19 protein-coding genes are annotated in these 13,303 nt (G+C 60.0%); 15 read left to right on the forward strand and 4 right to left on the reverse strand.

What is annotated here, in order from left to right; translation table 11 throughout:
• On the forward strand, window positions 1-630 hold the full coding sequence (folE, locus tag KIT08_09350; protein UYN89291.1) for a GTP cyclohydrolase I FolE: 630 nt from the start codon (window positions 1-3) through the stop codon (window positions 628-630).
• Between the two features lie 76 nt (window positions 631-706).
• Window positions 707-853, forward strand: a complete 147-nt coding sequence (locus tag KIT08_09355) for a hypothetical protein (protein UYN89292.1) — start codon at window positions 707-709, stop codon at window positions 851-853.
• A gap of 55 nt (window positions 854-908) precedes the next feature.
• On the opposite strand, the gene folK is transcribed toward KIT08_09355, so the two are convergent.
• Genes folK through KIT08_09370 form a run of 3 tightly spaced genes read right to left on the reverse strand, consistent with a single transcriptional unit; the run spans window position 909 to window position 2,472 of the window.
• On the reverse strand, window positions 909-1,397 hold the full coding sequence (folK, locus tag KIT08_09360) for a 2-amino-4-hydroxy-6-hydroxymethyldihydropteridine diphosphokinase (GenBank protein ID UYN89293.1): 489 nt from the start codon (window positions 1,395-1,397) through the stop codon (window positions 909-911).
• On the reverse strand, window positions 1,390-1,746 hold the full coding sequence (locus KIT08_09365; GenBank protein UYN89294.1) for a dihydroneopterin aldolase: 357 nt from the start codon (window positions 1,744-1,746) through the stop codon (window positions 1,390-1,392). Before KIT08_09365 ends, folK begins: the two co-directional genes overlap by 8 nt.
• A gap of 3 nt (window positions 1,747-1,749) precedes the next feature.
• Window positions 1,750-2,472, reverse strand: coding sequence for an SDR family oxidoreductase (locus tag KIT08_09370; GenBank protein ID UYN89295.1), 723 nt, complete (start codon window positions 2,470-2,472; stop codon window positions 1,750-1,752).
• Window positions 2,473-2,593: 121 nt separating this feature from the next.
• On the opposite strand from KIT08_09370, the gene traF reads away from it, so the two are divergent.
• From traF to KIT08_09435, 13 genes are all read left to right on the forward strand, one after another.
• Complete coding sequence (gene traF, locus KIT08_09375) at window positions 2,594-3,196, forward strand: conjugal transfer protein TraF (GenBank protein ID UYN89296.1); 603 nt, start codon at window positions 2,594-2,596, stop codon at window positions 3,194-3,196.
• A gap of 65 nt (window positions 3,197-3,261) precedes the next feature.
• Window positions 3,262-3,855: an HAD family phosphatase gene (locus KIT08_09380; protein ID UYN89297.1), complete on the forward strand. Its 594-nt coding sequence runs from the start codon at window positions 3,262-3,264 to the stop codon at window positions 3,853-3,855.
• Between the two features lie 96 nt (window positions 3,856-3,951).
• Window positions 3,952-4,221, forward strand: a complete 270-nt coding sequence (locus KIT08_09385) for a metal-sensitive transcriptional regulator (protein UYN89298.1) — start codon at window positions 3,952-3,954, stop codon at window positions 4,219-4,221.
• Window positions 4,222-4,242: 21 nt separating this feature from the next.
• The gene (locus KIT08_09390; protein ID UYN89299.1) at window positions 4,243-4,446 is read left to right on the forward strand and encodes a heavy-metal-associated domain-containing protein; all 204 of its coding nucleotides are present in this window, start codon (window positions 4,243-4,245) and stop codon (window positions 4,444-4,446) included.
• Window positions 4,447-4,463: 17 nt separating this feature from the next.
• Complete coding sequence (locus tag KIT08_09395; GenBank protein ID UYN89300.1) at window positions 4,464-6,881, forward strand: heavy metal translocating P-type ATPase; 2,418 nt, start codon at window positions 4,464-4,466, stop codon at window positions 6,879-6,881.
• An 82-nt stretch (window positions 6,882-6,963) separates the two neighbouring features.
• The gene (locus tag KIT08_09400) at window positions 6,964-8,079 is read left to right on the forward strand and encodes a L,D-transpeptidase family protein (protein ID UYN89301.1); all 1,116 of its coding nucleotides are present in this window, start codon (window positions 6,964-6,966) and stop codon (window positions 8,077-8,079) included.
• Between the two features lie 6 nt (window positions 8,080-8,085).
• A complete protein-coding gene (locus KIT08_09405) occupies window positions 8,086-8,976 on the forward strand; it encodes a sulfite exporter TauE/SafE family protein (protein ID UYN89302.1) in 891 nt (296 codons plus the stop codon).
• Window positions 8,973-9,455 carry a redoxin domain-containing protein gene (locus KIT08_09410; GenBank protein UYN89303.1) on the forward strand — a complete coding sequence of 161 codons (483 nt, stop codon included), beginning with the start codon at window positions 8,973-8,975 and terminating at the stop codon, window positions 9,453-9,455. The genes KIT08_09405 and KIT08_09410 overlap by 4 nt, the downstream gene beginning before the upstream one ends.
• A gap of 5 nt (window positions 9,456-9,460) precedes the next feature.
• Window positions 9,461-10,447 (forward strand): DUF2085 domain-containing protein, encoded by a 987-nt coding sequence (locus tag KIT08_09415; GenBank protein ID UYN89304.1) that lies wholly within the window; start codon window positions 9,461-9,463, stop codon window positions 10,445-10,447.
• Window positions 10,447-11,235 carry a peptidoglycan editing factor PgeF gene (gene pgeF / locus KIT08_09420; GenBank protein UYN89305.1) on the forward strand — a complete coding sequence of 263 codons (789 nt, stop codon included), beginning with the start codon at window positions 10,447-10,449 and terminating at the stop codon, window positions 11,233-11,235. Before KIT08_09415 ends, pgeF begins: the two co-directional genes overlap by 1 nt.
• Complete coding sequence (locus KIT08_09425) at window positions 11,232-11,945, forward strand: YggS family pyridoxal phosphate-dependent enzyme (protein UYN89306.1); 714 nt, start codon at window positions 11,232-11,234, stop codon at window positions 11,943-11,945. Before pgeF ends, KIT08_09425 begins: the two co-directional genes overlap by 4 nt.
• A gap of 8 nt (window positions 11,946-11,953) precedes the next feature.
• Entirely contained in the window at window positions 11,954-12,196 is a 243-nt protein-coding gene (locus KIT08_09430) for a YggT family protein (GenBank protein UYN89307.1), read from the forward strand.
• 3 nt (window positions 12,197-12,199) lie between these two features.
• Complete coding sequence (locus tag KIT08_09435; protein UYN89308.1) at window positions 12,200-12,505, forward strand: YggU family protein; 306 nt, start codon at window positions 12,200-12,202, stop codon at window positions 12,503-12,505.
• Here the strand turns inward: KIT08_09435 and KIT08_09440 are convergent, their stop codons facing one another.
• Window positions 12,506-13,204 carry a hypothetical protein gene (locus tag KIT08_09440; GenBank protein ID UYN89309.1) on the reverse strand — a complete coding sequence of 233 codons (699 nt, stop codon included), beginning with the start codon at window positions 13,202-13,204 and terminating at the stop codon, window positions 12,506-12,508.
• Between the last annotated feature and the right edge of the window lie 99 nt (window positions 13,205-13,303).

Raw genomic sequence — 13,303 nt, forward strand, 5'->3', positions numbered from 1 at the left:
ATGAGTTCAGCCAAACGAGTCTACGACGCTGCCCAGCTGCTGGATGGCGAGGTTAAACAGGCTACGATCGAGGATGCGGTCAGCAAGATCCTGGCCGCGGTGGGCGAGGACCCGCAGCGCGAAGGACTGCAAGGCACGCCGGGCCGCGTGGCGCGGGCTTACACGGAGCTACTGTCCGGTTACCGCACCGACCCCGTCAAGCTGATCAACAATGCCTTGTTCGAGGTTGAATACGATGACATGGTCATCGTGCGGGATATCGAGTTCTTCAGTCTTTGCGAGCACCATATGTTGCCTTTCCTCGGACGGGCGCATGTGGCCTACATCCCGCGTGGCAAGGTGATCGGCCTTTCCAAGATCCCGCGCATTGTGGACATGTTCTCGCGCCGCCTGCAGGTGCAAGAGCGCCTGACGCGCCAGATCGCCGATTTTCTATGCGGGGCGATCGATCCGCTGGGGGCGGGCGTGGTGGTGGAGGCGCTGCACATGTGCTCCATGATGCGCGGCGTCAAAAAGCACGATGCCCGCATGACCACTTCCACTATGGTGGGCAGCTTCCGCGCCAACCCTTCCACCCGTCAGGAGTTTCTGGATAATCTGGCGCGCGGCGCGGAACGCCTGAATTTCTAACCTGCAATTCGGTGGCAGAGGATGAGCGGTGTAGTATTATGGTATTGGCACTCGTTTTTATTTGCCCGGAGTCTAAATGAAGACCAAAAGTGAACTCGGACAAGGTTTGGTGGAATACGCCGTTATCATCGTGTTCCTGGCCATCCTCAGTATTGTTGCGCTAACCTTTCTTTCGGACGGCATAACCAACAGCTTGTATGACCAGGTTATTAGTAACCTGTAGAATTAACCTGCACAACCTGCAAAAGCAAAAGGCCCGCTCTAGCGGGCCTTTTTTATTACTCTGTGAGCTGCTGCCTAGTACGTTTGGCGCGTTGGTTCTCCAGCAGGCGCGATGCGGCGTCGGTCAGGGTCTCGCCAGTTACGGTGCTCTTGTATGCGGGCAGCAATTCGCTGAGCGGGGCAGCAATATGGGCAGCATCCCATATATCGCGGTCCATCTCCTGCCCGTCATAGAGCAAGAGGTCCAGATCCAGCGTGCGCGGGGCGTTGCGATCCTCGCTGCGTAGGCGGCCTTGCGCAGCCTCCAGGCTGCGCAAGTGGCTGCGCAGCTCGTCGGCGCCGAGCTGGGTATGAAGCTCGGCCGCGGCGTTGAGGAACTGCGGCCCTTCGCTGCCCAATGGGGGCGACTTCCAAACAGAACTTACTGCGGTCAGACGCGTGTTGCCGGGCTGGCCTGCGGCTGCCAGCGCTTGCGCGGCCTGCTTGAGGTTCGCCTCTGGCTTGATGTTGGAACCCAGGCCAATGTAGGCCAGGAACTCAGTCACTGGCCTCCCGTTTGATCTCGGCGCCAACCGAAGCGGCAAAACGCAATGCGCCGGGCTTCTCCACGCGCACTTTGGCGGCGCGCGCCCCGGGCTGCGCCAAACAGATGCGGGCGATATCTTCGGCCAGGGCCTCGACCGTCAGGCGGGCCGCTGTTTCAGTGTGCGCAATGACCTGCTTGGCCACCGTGCGGTAGTTCACGCTGTCGTTGATGTCGTCGCTCTCGCCGGCTTTCTTCAGATCAGCCTTGATCTCGATGTTGATCAGAATGTCCTGTGGAGTGGTGCGCTCCCAGTCATTAATGCCAATGATGCCGCGTACCAGCAGGTCTTTAATAATGAGCTTGTCCATGGCTTACACCAGGTGGCGTCCTCCGTCCAAGTGAATGATCTCTCCGGTAATGTAGGCAGGCCCTGACAACAGAAAGATCAGGGTCTGGGCCAGTTCGTCGAGCTCTGCCCATCGGCCGGCAGGCACATTGTCAAGAATACCGCTGGGCTGGCGGCCATCGCTGGGCGGCAGAATGGCGCCCAGCGCGATGCCATTGACGGTGATGTTAGGCGCGATGGCGGCAGCCAGCGAACGGGTCAGCCCGGCCAGGCCCACTTTGCTGATGGTGTAGGGCAGGTGGTCGGTGCCAGGGCGCAAGGCGCGCCAATCCAGCAGGTTGATGATGCGCCCGGGTTGTTTGCCGGCGGCCTTCCAGAAAGCCTGACTGAGCAGGAAGGGAGCGGTGAGATTAATGTCCAAGTGACGCTGCCAATCAGCCAGTTCGGTAGTGCGCAGGTTGATGTCTTCGAACACAGAGGCGCTGTTCACCAGGGCGAACAGCGGGCCGTGCTGGCTGGCGCGCTCGATCAGCTGGCCGGCTTGCTGCAAGTCGCTCAGGTCGGCTTGAAGCAGGTGAGCGTTTGCGCCCTCCTGCTGCAGTTCAGCCTGCAAGGCCTCGGCTTCGGCACGGGAGCCGTTGTAATGGATCAGCACGTTGCCGCCCTCGGCGGCAACGCTGCGGGCCATTACGGCACCCAGGCGCACGGCTGCGCCGGTGATCAGCACATTTTTGCCCTTTAACTTCATGCACGTATTCTAACTCCATGGATTTTGGGCTCAGAAGGCAGAGTTTTGCTGAAATTAGATTTCAGTTAGACCGTGTTGGAGAGCGCACATCTGGACAGCCCCACGGGTTACTATTTCTGCGATGGTACAAGTTCAATCGTCTACTTTTTTTTCATCACCCCTCGGCCGCGTACTGGCGGTTGCGGGTTTGCTACTGGTTTCGCTGCCGCTTGCGGCTTGTGCCGGCCAAATGCCGATTTTGCCGGAGGGCCAGATTCAACTGCAAAGCGGCACCAGCGAGGTGCCGCCCCCATCCACTGCGGTCGAAAGCCCGACGGCGCGGGCAGTATTGGACTTGAGCACGGAAGTTAGCACCGAAGGCGGAGAGGCGGCTTTGCCGATCATCCGCCCGGGTAGCCCTGATTTTCACGCCAGCCATCCCGACGAATTCAGACTGGCGTCTGGCCGCGTGCAGTTGGTCGAGTTCTTTGCCTACTGGTGCGCGGTGTGCAAGGCGGTAGCGCCCACCGTGCATGGTCTGGAGAACATGTACGGTGACCAGGTGGCGTTTGTCTACCTTGACCGTGATGACCCGCGCACACTGCCGATCCAAGAGCAGCTCGGCTACACCTACCAGCCGCACTTTTTCCTTATCGATGCCAACGGGGTAGTGATCGGGCAATGGCGCGGCTACATTGATGGCCCTGAATTACAGCAAGCCCTTATCGACGCAACCAACGAGTGATCAAAAAGCCCGCCAACTGGCGGGCTTTTTGATTATTAGCCCAGCAAACGCATACAATACAGTCCATGACGATCAAAGCAATAATCTGGGATTTCGGCGGTGTGCTGGTGCGCACTGACCCTGACAACCAGCGCGATGCGCTGGCAACGCGTTTGGGCATCACGCGCCGGGAGCTTGAGGCGCGTGTTTTTGACGGCGAGAACCGCCGCCAAGCGCAGATAGGCGGCGTGGATGGAGAGCAGTACCTGCAGGAAGTTTCGGCTGAATTTGGCATGACAGTGGGGGAGCTGCGCGAAGCCTTCTTCGGCTCAGACCATCTTGACCATAAGCTCATGGCCTATATCCGCGCCTTGCGTCCGAAGTACAAGACCGGCCTGCTTAGCAACGCCATGAACAATTTGCGCGCCGCACTGACCGACCAGTATCCGATCCTGGATGCTTTTGATGCGGTGGTGATCTCGGGCGAGGTGGGGGTGATGAAGCCGCATCCAGCCATTTACCTGCTGGCGGCTGAGCGCTTGGGTGTTCAGTCCGGTGAGTGCGTGTTTGTGGACGATTTCATCCAGAATGTGCGCGGTGCGCAGGAAGCCGGCATGCAGGCAGTGCTCTTCGCTGACCGAGAGCAGACCCTGGCTGACCTGCAAGTCCTCTTAGCCTAACTCTCCATTTTATTTTTCAAGGCTTGCCACTACCCTGAGGGCATGCTATACTTTCCCCATACCCACCCCCTGGGGGAGGGGGTATGAGGAGGAAGCATGAACCGAGAACGTGCAAGCAAGCGGCTTAAAACCATTGAGGGCCATGTGCGCGGTATCCAGCGCATGGTGGATGATGGCGCGTATTGCATTGACGTCATTCGCCAGATCCAGGCCACCCAGGCTGCCTTGAACAAGGTCAGCCAGATGGTGCTGGAGGAGCACATGCATTCCTGCGTCATAACGGCTGTACGCGGCAATGATGCCGATGAACGCGAACGCGTGCTGGCAGAAATTGCCGAAGTCTATCAAGCAGCAACCAAGGTTTAAAAACCGAAAGGAAATCCAAAAATGAACACCATTGTGTATAGCGTTCCCAAGATCCACTGCGGCCATTGCACCCAGACCATCGAGAATGAGCTGGCTGAAATGCCTGGCGTTGAAGCTGTTAAAGCCAGCCTGGACGAGAGAAAAGTGATGGTGCGTTTCAGCGAGCCGGCCACCGATGACTCGGTGAAGGCGTTGCTGGCCGAGATCAACTACCCGGCCGAATAGAACCACAAGGAACCAACATGGCTGTAGCAAGCAAGCAATACAATCTGCCCATCCTGGGGATGACCTGTGCCAACTGTGTCTCTACGGTGGAGCGCAACCTGTACAAGGTGCCTGGCGTCTCGCATGCCAGCGTAAACTTGTCCAATGAGCGCGCCGCGGTCGAGTTTGACCCTGGGCAGGCCGACTTGCAGGCCATGTTGGCGCGCATTCGCAAAGCTGGCTACGACGTAGCCAGCGGCGAAGCGCGCCTGCAGGTGCAACATCTGCATGACCCGGCGGATGCCCGCCGCCTGGATGTAGCCTTGGGCGCACTGGACGGTGTGCTGCAGTCGAACATCAATCCCGTCACCGGCGAAGTGCGTATTCAGTACGTACCCACCATCACCAGCGAGGTTGAGTTGCGGGCCGCCGCGGCCCAGGCAGGTTTTGAGCTGGCCGCCGCCGAGGCGGGCGAGGATGTGGAAGCCGGTGTGCGCCGCAGTGAGATCCAGAAGCAGCGCAATCTGATGTGGTTCAGTGTGCTCTTCACGCTGCCACTCTTTATTCTCTCGATGGGGCGCGACTTTGGGTTGCTGGGGCACTGGGCGCATGCCGCCTGGGTGGACTGGCTGTTCTTCGCCCTGGCCACGCCTGTGCAGTTCGTCGCCGGTTGGAGCTACTACGTCAACGGTTACAAGTCGCTACGCAATGGCAGCGCCAACATGGATGTGCTGGTGGCGCTGGGTTCGTCTGTGGCGTACTTTTACTCCGTAGCGCTGCTGCTCGGCTTGTTTACCGGGCACGGCTACTTTGAAACTTCCGCCGCCATCATCACGCTGATCCGCGTAGGCAAGTACCTGGAAGTGAACGCCCGCGGCCGCACCGGCGACGCCATCCGCAAGCTGATGGGTTTGCAGCCCAAGCTGGCGCGGGTGCTGCGCGGCGGCCAGGAAGTCGAAATTCCCAGCGCAGAAGTGCTGGTGGGTGACCACGTGGTTGTGCGTCCCGGTGAGAAGTTCCCGGCGGATGGCCGTGTGATGGAAGGCCATAGCGCCGCCGACGAGTCCATGATCAGCGGTGAATCGATGCCGGTCAGCAAGACGCCGGGTGACGAAGTCATCGGCGCTACACTGAACAAGCAGGGCCGGATTGTGTTCGAGGCCACCAAGGTGGGTAAGACCACCGCGCTGGCGCAGATCGTGCGCTTGGTAGAGAACGCCCAGAGCACTCGTCCGCCCATCCAGAAGCTGGGCGACCGTATCTCTGAGATCTTTGTGCCCGTAGTGATCCTTATTGCCACGCTCACTTTCCTGGCCTGGTACTTTGTGTTTCCGGCAAGCGCGCCGGACGCCACGCTGACCCGCGCCCTGATCAATACGGCCGCCGTGCTGTTGATTGCCTGCCCCTGCGCCATGGGCCTGGCCACGCCCACGGCCGTGATGGTGGGCAGCGGGCGCGGCGCCGAGATGGGCGTGCTGATCAAATCCGGCGAGGCGCTGGAGCGTGCCTCCGGCATATCGATGGTTCTACTCGACAAGACCGGCACCCTAACCCGCGGCCAGCCCTCGCTGACCGACATTCTGCTGGCCGAAGGCCAAAACGAAGACGAGTTGCTGCGTGTCGCGGCCAGCGTGGAGCATGCCAGCGAACACCTGTTGGGCGAGGCAATCGTGGCCGCTGCCAATGAGCGCCAACTCGCGCTGGCGGTGCCGGAGCGCTTTGAAGCGCTGACTGGCCGCGGCGTGGCGGCGGATATGAACGAAGCGCAAGTGCTGATCGGCAATGTGCGCTTGATGAATGAGCACAACATTACCCTGGGTAGCCTGACCGCTGCTGGCGAGCGCCTGCACGCCGACGGCAAGACCGCCATCTATGTCGCCGTTGACGGCACGCTGGCTGGTGTGCTGGGCGTGGCCGATACCCTCAAGGACAATGCCCGCGAAGTGATTGATAGCTTGCACCGCATGGGCTTGAAAGTGGGCATGATCACGGGCGATGCACGCGGCGTTGCCGATGCGGTGGCTCGCCAGCTGGGTCTGGACTATGTGCTGGCCGAGGTGCTGCCCGAGCAAAAGGCAGCTGAGGTGACGCAGTTGCAGGCTGCCGGGCATAAGGTGGCCATGGTGGGCGATGGCATTAACGACGCGCCCGCGTTGGCGCAGGCCGATCTCGGCATTGCCATCGGCACCGGCACGGATGTGGCCATGGCCACCGCTCCGGTGGTGCTGATGACCGATGATCTGCGCGGCGTGCCGAAGGCGATCGCGCTCTCCAAGCGCACGCTGAGCACCATCCGCCAGAATTTGTTCTGGGCCTTTATCTACAACATCTTGCTCATCCCCGCCGCTGCGCTGGGCTTCCTGAGCCCGATCCTGGCGGCTGGAGCGATGGCGCTGAGCGACATTTTTGTCATTGGCAACAGCCTGCGTCTGCGCAAAGTACCGCTGAAATCCTAAATATTAGAAGCGCGCCATGCTAGTGGCGCACTCTACAGTTTGGGCTCATTTTGGTTTCATGCTGCCGCGATAAAATACCGCCATGTCCAACCCATCCCCACTCAGCAGACGAGATTTTCTGAAACTTGGCAGCCTGGGCCTGGGCGCGGCGGCCCTGGGGCCGCTGGCTGGCCCGGGTTTGAAGGTCAACCCGCGCTACTTGCTGCAGGAGCCTTTTCCGCAGGCCGAGCGCCTGGGCCGCGTGGTGGAGGAGTTGGATCGCTTCGTCTATTTGCGCGCCGCCCCCAGCCGCGAGGCGGCGGAGGTGGGCCAGCTGATGGGCGATGCAGTCGTGCCATGGATCCGCGAAGTGGTGGGCAGCGCCAGCGGCCTGCGCAACCAGCGCTGGATCGAAACGCCGCAAGGCTATGTATGGGCCCCATTTTTGCAGCCAGTCAAGAACATCACCAATACTCCGCTGACTGCATTGCCGGATTATGGCAACGGCCCCGGCATGTGGATGGAAGTCACTCAGCCCTATGTCGAGGTGCAGCTGGCAAACGCCAGCGCACCCTACGGTCACCGTATCCGCTTTCTGGTGCAGAGCAACTGGCCCATCCGTTTGTATTACGGCCAGGTGATGTGGGTTGACGAGATCCGCACCAACGATGCGGGTCAAGTTGAATACCATGTGTATGATTTGTACGGCAGCCTTGGCGATCACTTCTGGGCGCCGGCGCACGCCTTCAAGCCCATCCACCCTGAGGACATAGCTCCCATCTCGCCTGAGGTGGAGAACAAAGAGCTCGTCATCAATATTGCGCGCCAAACCATGTCTTGTTTTGAGGATGGCCGCGAGGTGTATTTTTCGCGTGTCTCCACAGGACGCGATGATGAAGATGGAGTGGGATTCACGCCGGTGAGTGATTATCTACGGGTGTACATGAAGTACATCTCGACCACCATGACGGGCGGCACCTCCGGCGCCGGCTACGATCTGGCAGGCATTGGCTGGTGCACTTTCATCGCCACCGGTGGCATTGCGGTGCATACTTGTTATTGGCACAACAACTATGGCGAGCGCACTTCGGCGGGCTGCATCAACGCCACACAGGATGATGCCAAGTTCATCTTCCGCTGGACTGCGCCGCAGGTGGAGTATTACCCGGGCAAGATCGATCAAGTAGCGGGCACGAGTGTGCGCGTCGTGCAGGGCTAAGCCGGCATGATACCGGCGCCCAGCGTAGGGTTGGCCTTCCTGGCTGGTTTGGCTTCCTTCCTCTCCCCGTGCGTATTTGCTCTGGTGCCGGTGTACGTGGGCTACCTGAGTGGCCGCGTGGCAGGGGTACAAGGACAGCCCGACACATGGCGCAGCTTTTTGCACGGGCTGGCTTTCGTGATCGGCTTCAGCTTCATTTTCATTTTGCTTGGCTTGTTTTCGGCGGCCTTAGGCCAGTTCATGTTCTCTTTCACGCGCCTGCTGTCACAGGTGGGCGGCGTCATTGTTATTCTCTTCGGTTTACATCTCAGTGGAATACTGCGCATACGCTGGCTGGATTACGAGTTGCGCGCCCAATCCAGCTTGCGATCGCAGCGCGGTTATCTTTCATCCGCTATGATGGGCGTATTCTTCTCGGCGGGGTGGGTGCCGTGCGTGGGCCCGGTGTTAGGCTCCATCCTCACCTTGGCCTTCAACAGCGCCGAGCTAAGCCAGGGTGCGGTGCTGCTCAGCGCCTATTCCGCCGGGTTGGCCATTCCCTTTTTGATTGCAGCCACCCAGGTCAGCTGGATCACGAATGTGGTGCGCCGCTACGCGCGCCTGAGTCATTATGTGGAGCGCATCACCGGCCTGGTGCTGGTGGCGCTGGGCTTGCTGCTGCTCAGCGGCCGTTTTCAAACCCTGGCCAGCCTGGGCTTCTTCTTCACCACATTCGAGGAGGGCCGCATTGGCCTGCACATGCTGCTGGCCATTCTGGCCAGCCTATTGTTGGGCCTCGGCGTAGGCGCCGTGGCCCAACGTCGCGGCCAGCCGTTCGGTCAGTGGTGGTTCATTGGCAGCGGCGCCAGCCTGCTGATGATCGTGGCACTGTACGCGCTGGGCGCACTCTCTCCATGAGAACGCAGGCTGTCTTGCTGGCCTGCGCACTGTTCCTGGGCGCGTGCAGCGCCCTGGCAGGGGCGCAGCCAGTGGTAGGCTCAGCCGCGCCCGACTTTGCGCTGCCCGGGTTGGACGGTGAGCAGGTGCGCCTGAGCGATCTGCGCGGCCAGCGCGTGCTGCTCAACTTTTGGGCCACCTGGTGCGGCCCGTGCCGCCAGGAAATGCCAGCCATTCAGGCACGCTATAATCACGGCGACTTTGCTGTGCTGGCCGTGGATTTTGGTGAAACCCGCCAGCAAGTGCAGAACTTTGTCACTGAGATCGGTGTGGACTTGCCTATAGTGCTGGATGCAGACGGCAGTGTGCAGGAGTTGTACCGCGTGCGCGGCTATCCCACCACGTTCTTCATCGATACCAAGGGCGTCATCCGCTTCTTTCATATTGGTGAAATGACCGCCAATGACATTGACAACTACCTCAAGCAAATGGAACCCTAGCCATTATGATCACCGTCACCCTGTACACCAAAGACAACTGCTCGCTATGCGAGACTGCCAAGCAGGATTTGCAGGCGCTGCAGGACAAAATCCCACATAACCTGGCGCTCGTTAATATTGAGAAAGACCCTGACCTCAAGGCCGCCTATGGTACGCGTGTGCCCGTGGTGCAGGTTGGCCCGTATGTGGTCGAAGCCCCTTTTGACCGCCGCAAACTGGAGATGACCATGGCCGCAGCCCGAGATCGCGTTGAGCAAATTGAAGGCGACCCCAAGTATGCAAAGCGCAAAGCGCGCGGCGCCAAGGTGACCGGCTCTGACCGCTTGGCCCAGTTTCTCGGCCGCCATTATCTGGCTTTACTCAACTTGATCGTGTTCTTGTATGTGGGTCTACCGTTCCTGGCTCCCGCGTTGATGAACGCTGGCTATCCTGGCCTGGCGCGGCCGATCTACTCGACCTATGGGGCCGTGTGTCATCAAATGGCGTTCCGCTCCTGGTTCTTGTTTGGCGACCAACCGGTCTACCCGCGCGCCGCGGCGGGCTTGCAAGAGTACGTCAGCTATGAAGCTGCCACCGGGCTGAACAGCGATGACATGCTGGATGCCCGTCGCTTTATTGGCAATGAGCAGGTTGGTTACAAAGTTGCCTTCTGCCAGCGCGATGTTGCCATCTACGGTGCAATATTAGTGTTTGGCCTGCTCTATGCGGCCACCGGTCGGCGCATCAAGCCGTTGCATTGGATGCTGTGGATCGCACTGGGCTTTGTGCCCATTGGCCTGGATGGGTTCAGCCAGTTGCTCAGCCAGATACCCAACTGGAGCTTCTGGGAATACCGCGAGAGTACGCCGCTGCTGCGTACGCTGACCGGCGCCATTTTTGGCTTCACCACGGCTTGGTTCGGCATTCCGTTGCTTGAAGAGTCGTTCCAGGATGTGCGCGTGCAGACAGCTTCCAAGAAAGCCCGCATCGAAGGCGCCAAGAAAAAGCAATAATGCCGTTTCAGCAAACTGACGGCCTGCGCTATTACACCTTTGAGAAGCTACACGCGGCTGGCGTCAAACATGCTGTCTTCACCCGCCAAGGTGGGGTCAGTGCTGCGCCGTATGATTCGCTCAATGTGGGCAGCACCGTTGGCGATGAGCTGGCAGATGTGCGCCAGAACCTACAGCGTGCATTTACGGCGGTGGGCCGTAGGCCTGAGAGCATGTTCGATAGCTGGCTAGTGCACGGCGTCGATGTGCACGTTGCCCACGCCCCGCGCCCGGCTGACTGGGCGCGCCCGCCCAAAGCCGACATCATCATCACTGATCAGCCTGAGGTCACGCTGTTCATGCGCTATGCCGATTGTGTGCCAATTGTGCTGTATGACCCGCGGCAACGTGCCGTTGCGCTGGCGCATGCCGGTTGGCGCGGCACGGTAGCGCGCGTGCCTGCGGTCGCCGTGGCAGCGCTCAGCCAGCATTACGGCAGCCGCCCGCAGGACCTGCTGGCCGCCATCGGCCCCGCCATCTCCGCCGAGCGCTACGAGGTGGGCGAAGAGGTTGTGCAGCAGGTGCAGGCTGCGTTCGGCGGCCAGGCGAGCGGGCTGCTGCCGGCTTATGGTGAGAGTTCGCACTTTGACCTGGTGGCTGCCAACCAGCTTGTCTTGCAGCAGGCTGGTGTGCAGAACATCGAAATGGCCGACCTGTGTACGGCTGGCAATCCGCAAGACTGGTTCTCGCATCGCGGCTCTGCTGGGCGCACTGGCCGCTTTGGCGCATTGATTACACTTGGTGCATGAGCTATTCGCAACGCCTTGCTCACAACCTGGCCGAAGTGCGCCAGAAAATGGACGCCGCAGCCAGCCAGGCCGACCGGGACGTCTCCGACGTGCACATGGTCGCTGTTACCAAGGGTCATCCCGCCGAGGCTATTCAGACGTTGCTTGACCTGGGCGTCACTGATATTGGCGAGAGTTATCTCACCGAGGCGCGTGAGAAGCAGGATGCGCTGGCGGCAGCAAGCAAACTGGACTGGCATATGATCGGCCATGTGCAAAGCCGGAAAGCGCGCGAAGTAGCCCAGCATTTCTCGATCGTCCATTCCCTGGATAGTCTCAAGCTGGCCGAACGCTTGCACCGCTTTGCGCAAGAGGCCGGGCATGTTCTGCCGGTGCTGCTGGAATGCAATGTCAGCGGAGAGATCACCAAGCAGGGCTGGGATTGTCATCAGGACGCCAGCGAATTCTTTGCCGATGCACAGGTCATCGCTGGCCTGCCGGGGCTTGAGGTGCGCGGCTTGATGAGCATGGCGCCCATCACAGCCCGCCTGGCAGAAGCCCGCCCATATTTTGAGCGCACCCGCCAACTGCGTGATACATTGGCAGAACGCCTGAACATGGCTTTGCCCGACCTCTCGATGGGTATGAGCAATGATTACGAAGCCGCTATTCTGGAAGGGGCGACCATGGTGCGCATCGGCGAAGGGCTGATGGGTCCGCGGCCGAAGTAAAGGAGTGTATGGAGCAAGCAATCGCACTGATCTTTGATCTGCTGAGCTGGATCGTCATCATTGATATTCTGCTGGGTTACTTCATGGATCCATATCACCCCGTGCGCCAGGCGCTGGACCGTATTGTTGAGCCTATGCTGGCGCCCATCCGCCGCATTTTGCCGCCCACCGGTATGCTGGATTTCAGCCCTCTGGTATTGCTGATCCTGCTGCAGATCCTCAGCGCGGTCGTCATCAACGCGTTCCGCTAAGCCATGGCACGCCACAAACTGACCGACGGACGCGGCGGAGCTGCCCTTGCCATTCGGGTGACCCCGCGGGCCAGCCGCAACGAGATCGTCGAGATCCTGCCTGACCACACGATCAAGATCCGCTTGACGGCCCCGCCAGTGGATGGCAAGGCCAATGAGGCGTTGATCGATTTTCTTTCCAAAGTGCTATCTGTCCCCAGATCGCGCATTGAGATCGTTGCCGGCCAAACCGGGCGCGACAAACTCGTCACCATTATTGACATGGATAGCAGCGAAGCCCAGGATCTAATTCTCAAACAGTTGGAATAGCTAACCGTACAAGATGCGCTTGCAGTTATCGCAGCGCGTCAGCTCCTCGGCAGAACGGGCCGCCTGGGCACGCGCCGCCGAGAGCTCGGCCCCGCAGGCGGAGCAGGTGCCGCCTTGCACTTTGGCTACCGCAGTGCCCGCCTTGCTGCCGCGCAAGGCGGTGTATGTTTCCATGTCTGCGGCAGTTACTGCTCCAGCGGCGGTTTCGCGCTCTGTGCGCAGGCGCTCGCTCTGTTGGCGCAGTTCAGTTTGTTCAGCAAACAAGGCCTTGTGCTCGCCAGCCAGTTTCGCTTCCACTTCTGCCAACGCCGAGTCCGCGAGGGCCTTGCTGGCTTGTTGCTGCTCGTGAGCGGCCATTGCTTCCAACTGAACATCTTCCAGCTCGCTTAGACGGCGAGCCAGACTCTCAGATTCCATTTGCAGGTCTTGCAATTCTTTGGGGTTGGTGACCGAGCCGCCGTAAAGGCTGGCCTGGTTCTGCTCGATGCGTTTTTGTTGAGCAGCCACCTCTTCTTCGGCGGCACGCAGCGCGGTATGGGCGGTATGCAACGCGGCCTGAGCCTGCTGCTGCGCCTGGCTGGCTGCCTGGTGAGCTTGATTGTCACCTAGAATGCGCTCGATCTCGGTCAGACGCGCCGCGGCTTGGTCCAGCTTGGTGTCTGCTTGCTGCAAACGATACAGGGAGAAGGCGCGGCTCATGCATTGATTATAAGGTAGCCAGGTGGGGCTTTGCTAAAATACAGCATGCGCCGCCAGCTGCCTATTGTACTTTTGGTATTTGTGTTCCTTTTGCTGCAA

The organism is Anaerolineales bacterium, assembly GCA_025808555.1.
Lineage (GTDB): Bacteria > Chloroflexota > Anaerolineae > Anaerolineales > UBA11579 > JAMCZK01.

Excerpts from the sequence above, each read along its gene's own strand:
- folE (UYN89291.1), top strand. The coding sequence starts at position 1 with ATGAGTTCAGCCAAACGAGTCTACGACGCTGCCCAGCTGCTGGATGGC.
- KIT08_09355 (UYN89292.1), top strand. The coding sequence starts at position 707 with ATGAAGACCAAAAGTGAACTCGGACAAGGTTTGGTGGAATACGCCGTT.
- KIT08_09365 (UYN89294.1), bottom strand. The coding sequence starts at position 1,746 with ATGGACAAGCTCATTATTAAAGACCTGCTGGTACGCGGCATCATTGGC.
- KIT08_09370 (UYN89295.1), bottom strand. The coding sequence starts at position 2,472 with ATGAAGTTAAAGGGCAAAAATGTGCTGATCACCGGCGCAGCCGTGCGC.
- traF (UYN89296.1), top strand. The coding sequence starts at position 2,594 with ATGGTACAAGTTCAATCGTCTACTTTTTTTTCATCACCCCTCGGCCGC.
- KIT08_09380 (UYN89297.1), top strand. The coding sequence starts at position 3,262 with ATGACGATCAAAGCAATAATCTGGGATTTCGGCGGTGTGCTGGTGCGC.
- KIT08_09385 (UYN89298.1), top strand. The coding sequence starts at position 3,952 with ATGAACCGAGAACGTGCAAGCAAGCGGCTTAAAACCATTGAGGGCCAT.
- KIT08_09390 (UYN89299.1), top strand. The coding sequence starts at position 4,243 with ATGAACACCATTGTGTATAGCGTTCCCAAGATCCACTGCGGCCATTGC.
- KIT08_09395 (UYN89300.1), top strand. The coding sequence starts at position 4,464 with ATGGCTGTAGCAAGCAAGCAATACAATCTGCCCATCCTGGGGATGACC.
- KIT08_09400 (UYN89301.1), top strand. The coding sequence starts at position 6,964 with ATGTCCAACCCATCCCCACTCAGCAGACGAGATTTTCTGAAACTTGGC.
- KIT08_09405 (UYN89302.1), top strand. The coding sequence starts at position 8,086 with ATGATACCGGCGCCCAGCGTAGGGTTGGCCTTCCTGGCTGGTTTGGCT.
- KIT08_09410 (UYN89303.1), top strand. The coding sequence starts at position 8,973 with ATGAGAACGCAGGCTGTCTTGCTGGCCTGCGCACTGTTCCTGGGCGCG.
- KIT08_09415 (UYN89304.1), top strand. The coding sequence starts at position 9,461 with ATGATCACCGTCACCCTGTACACCAAAGACAACTGCTCGCTATGCGAG.
- pgeF (UYN89305.1), top strand. The coding sequence starts at position 10,447 with ATGCCGTTTCAGCAAACTGACGGCCTGCGCTATTACACCTTTGAGAAG.
- KIT08_09425 (UYN89306.1), top strand. The coding sequence starts at position 11,232 with ATGAGCTATTCGCAACGCCTTGCTCACAACCTGGCCGAAGTGCGCCAG.
- KIT08_09430 (UYN89307.1), top strand. The coding sequence starts at position 11,954 with ATGGAGCAAGCAATCGCACTGATCTTTGATCTGCTGAGCTGGATCGTC.
- KIT08_09435 (UYN89308.1), top strand. The coding sequence starts at position 12,200 with ATGGCACGCCACAAACTGACCGACGGACGCGGCGGAGCTGCCCTTGCC.
- KIT08_09440 (UYN89309.1), bottom strand. The coding sequence starts at position 13,204 with ATGAGCCGCGCCTTCTCCCTGTATCGTTTGCAGCAAGCAGACACCAAG.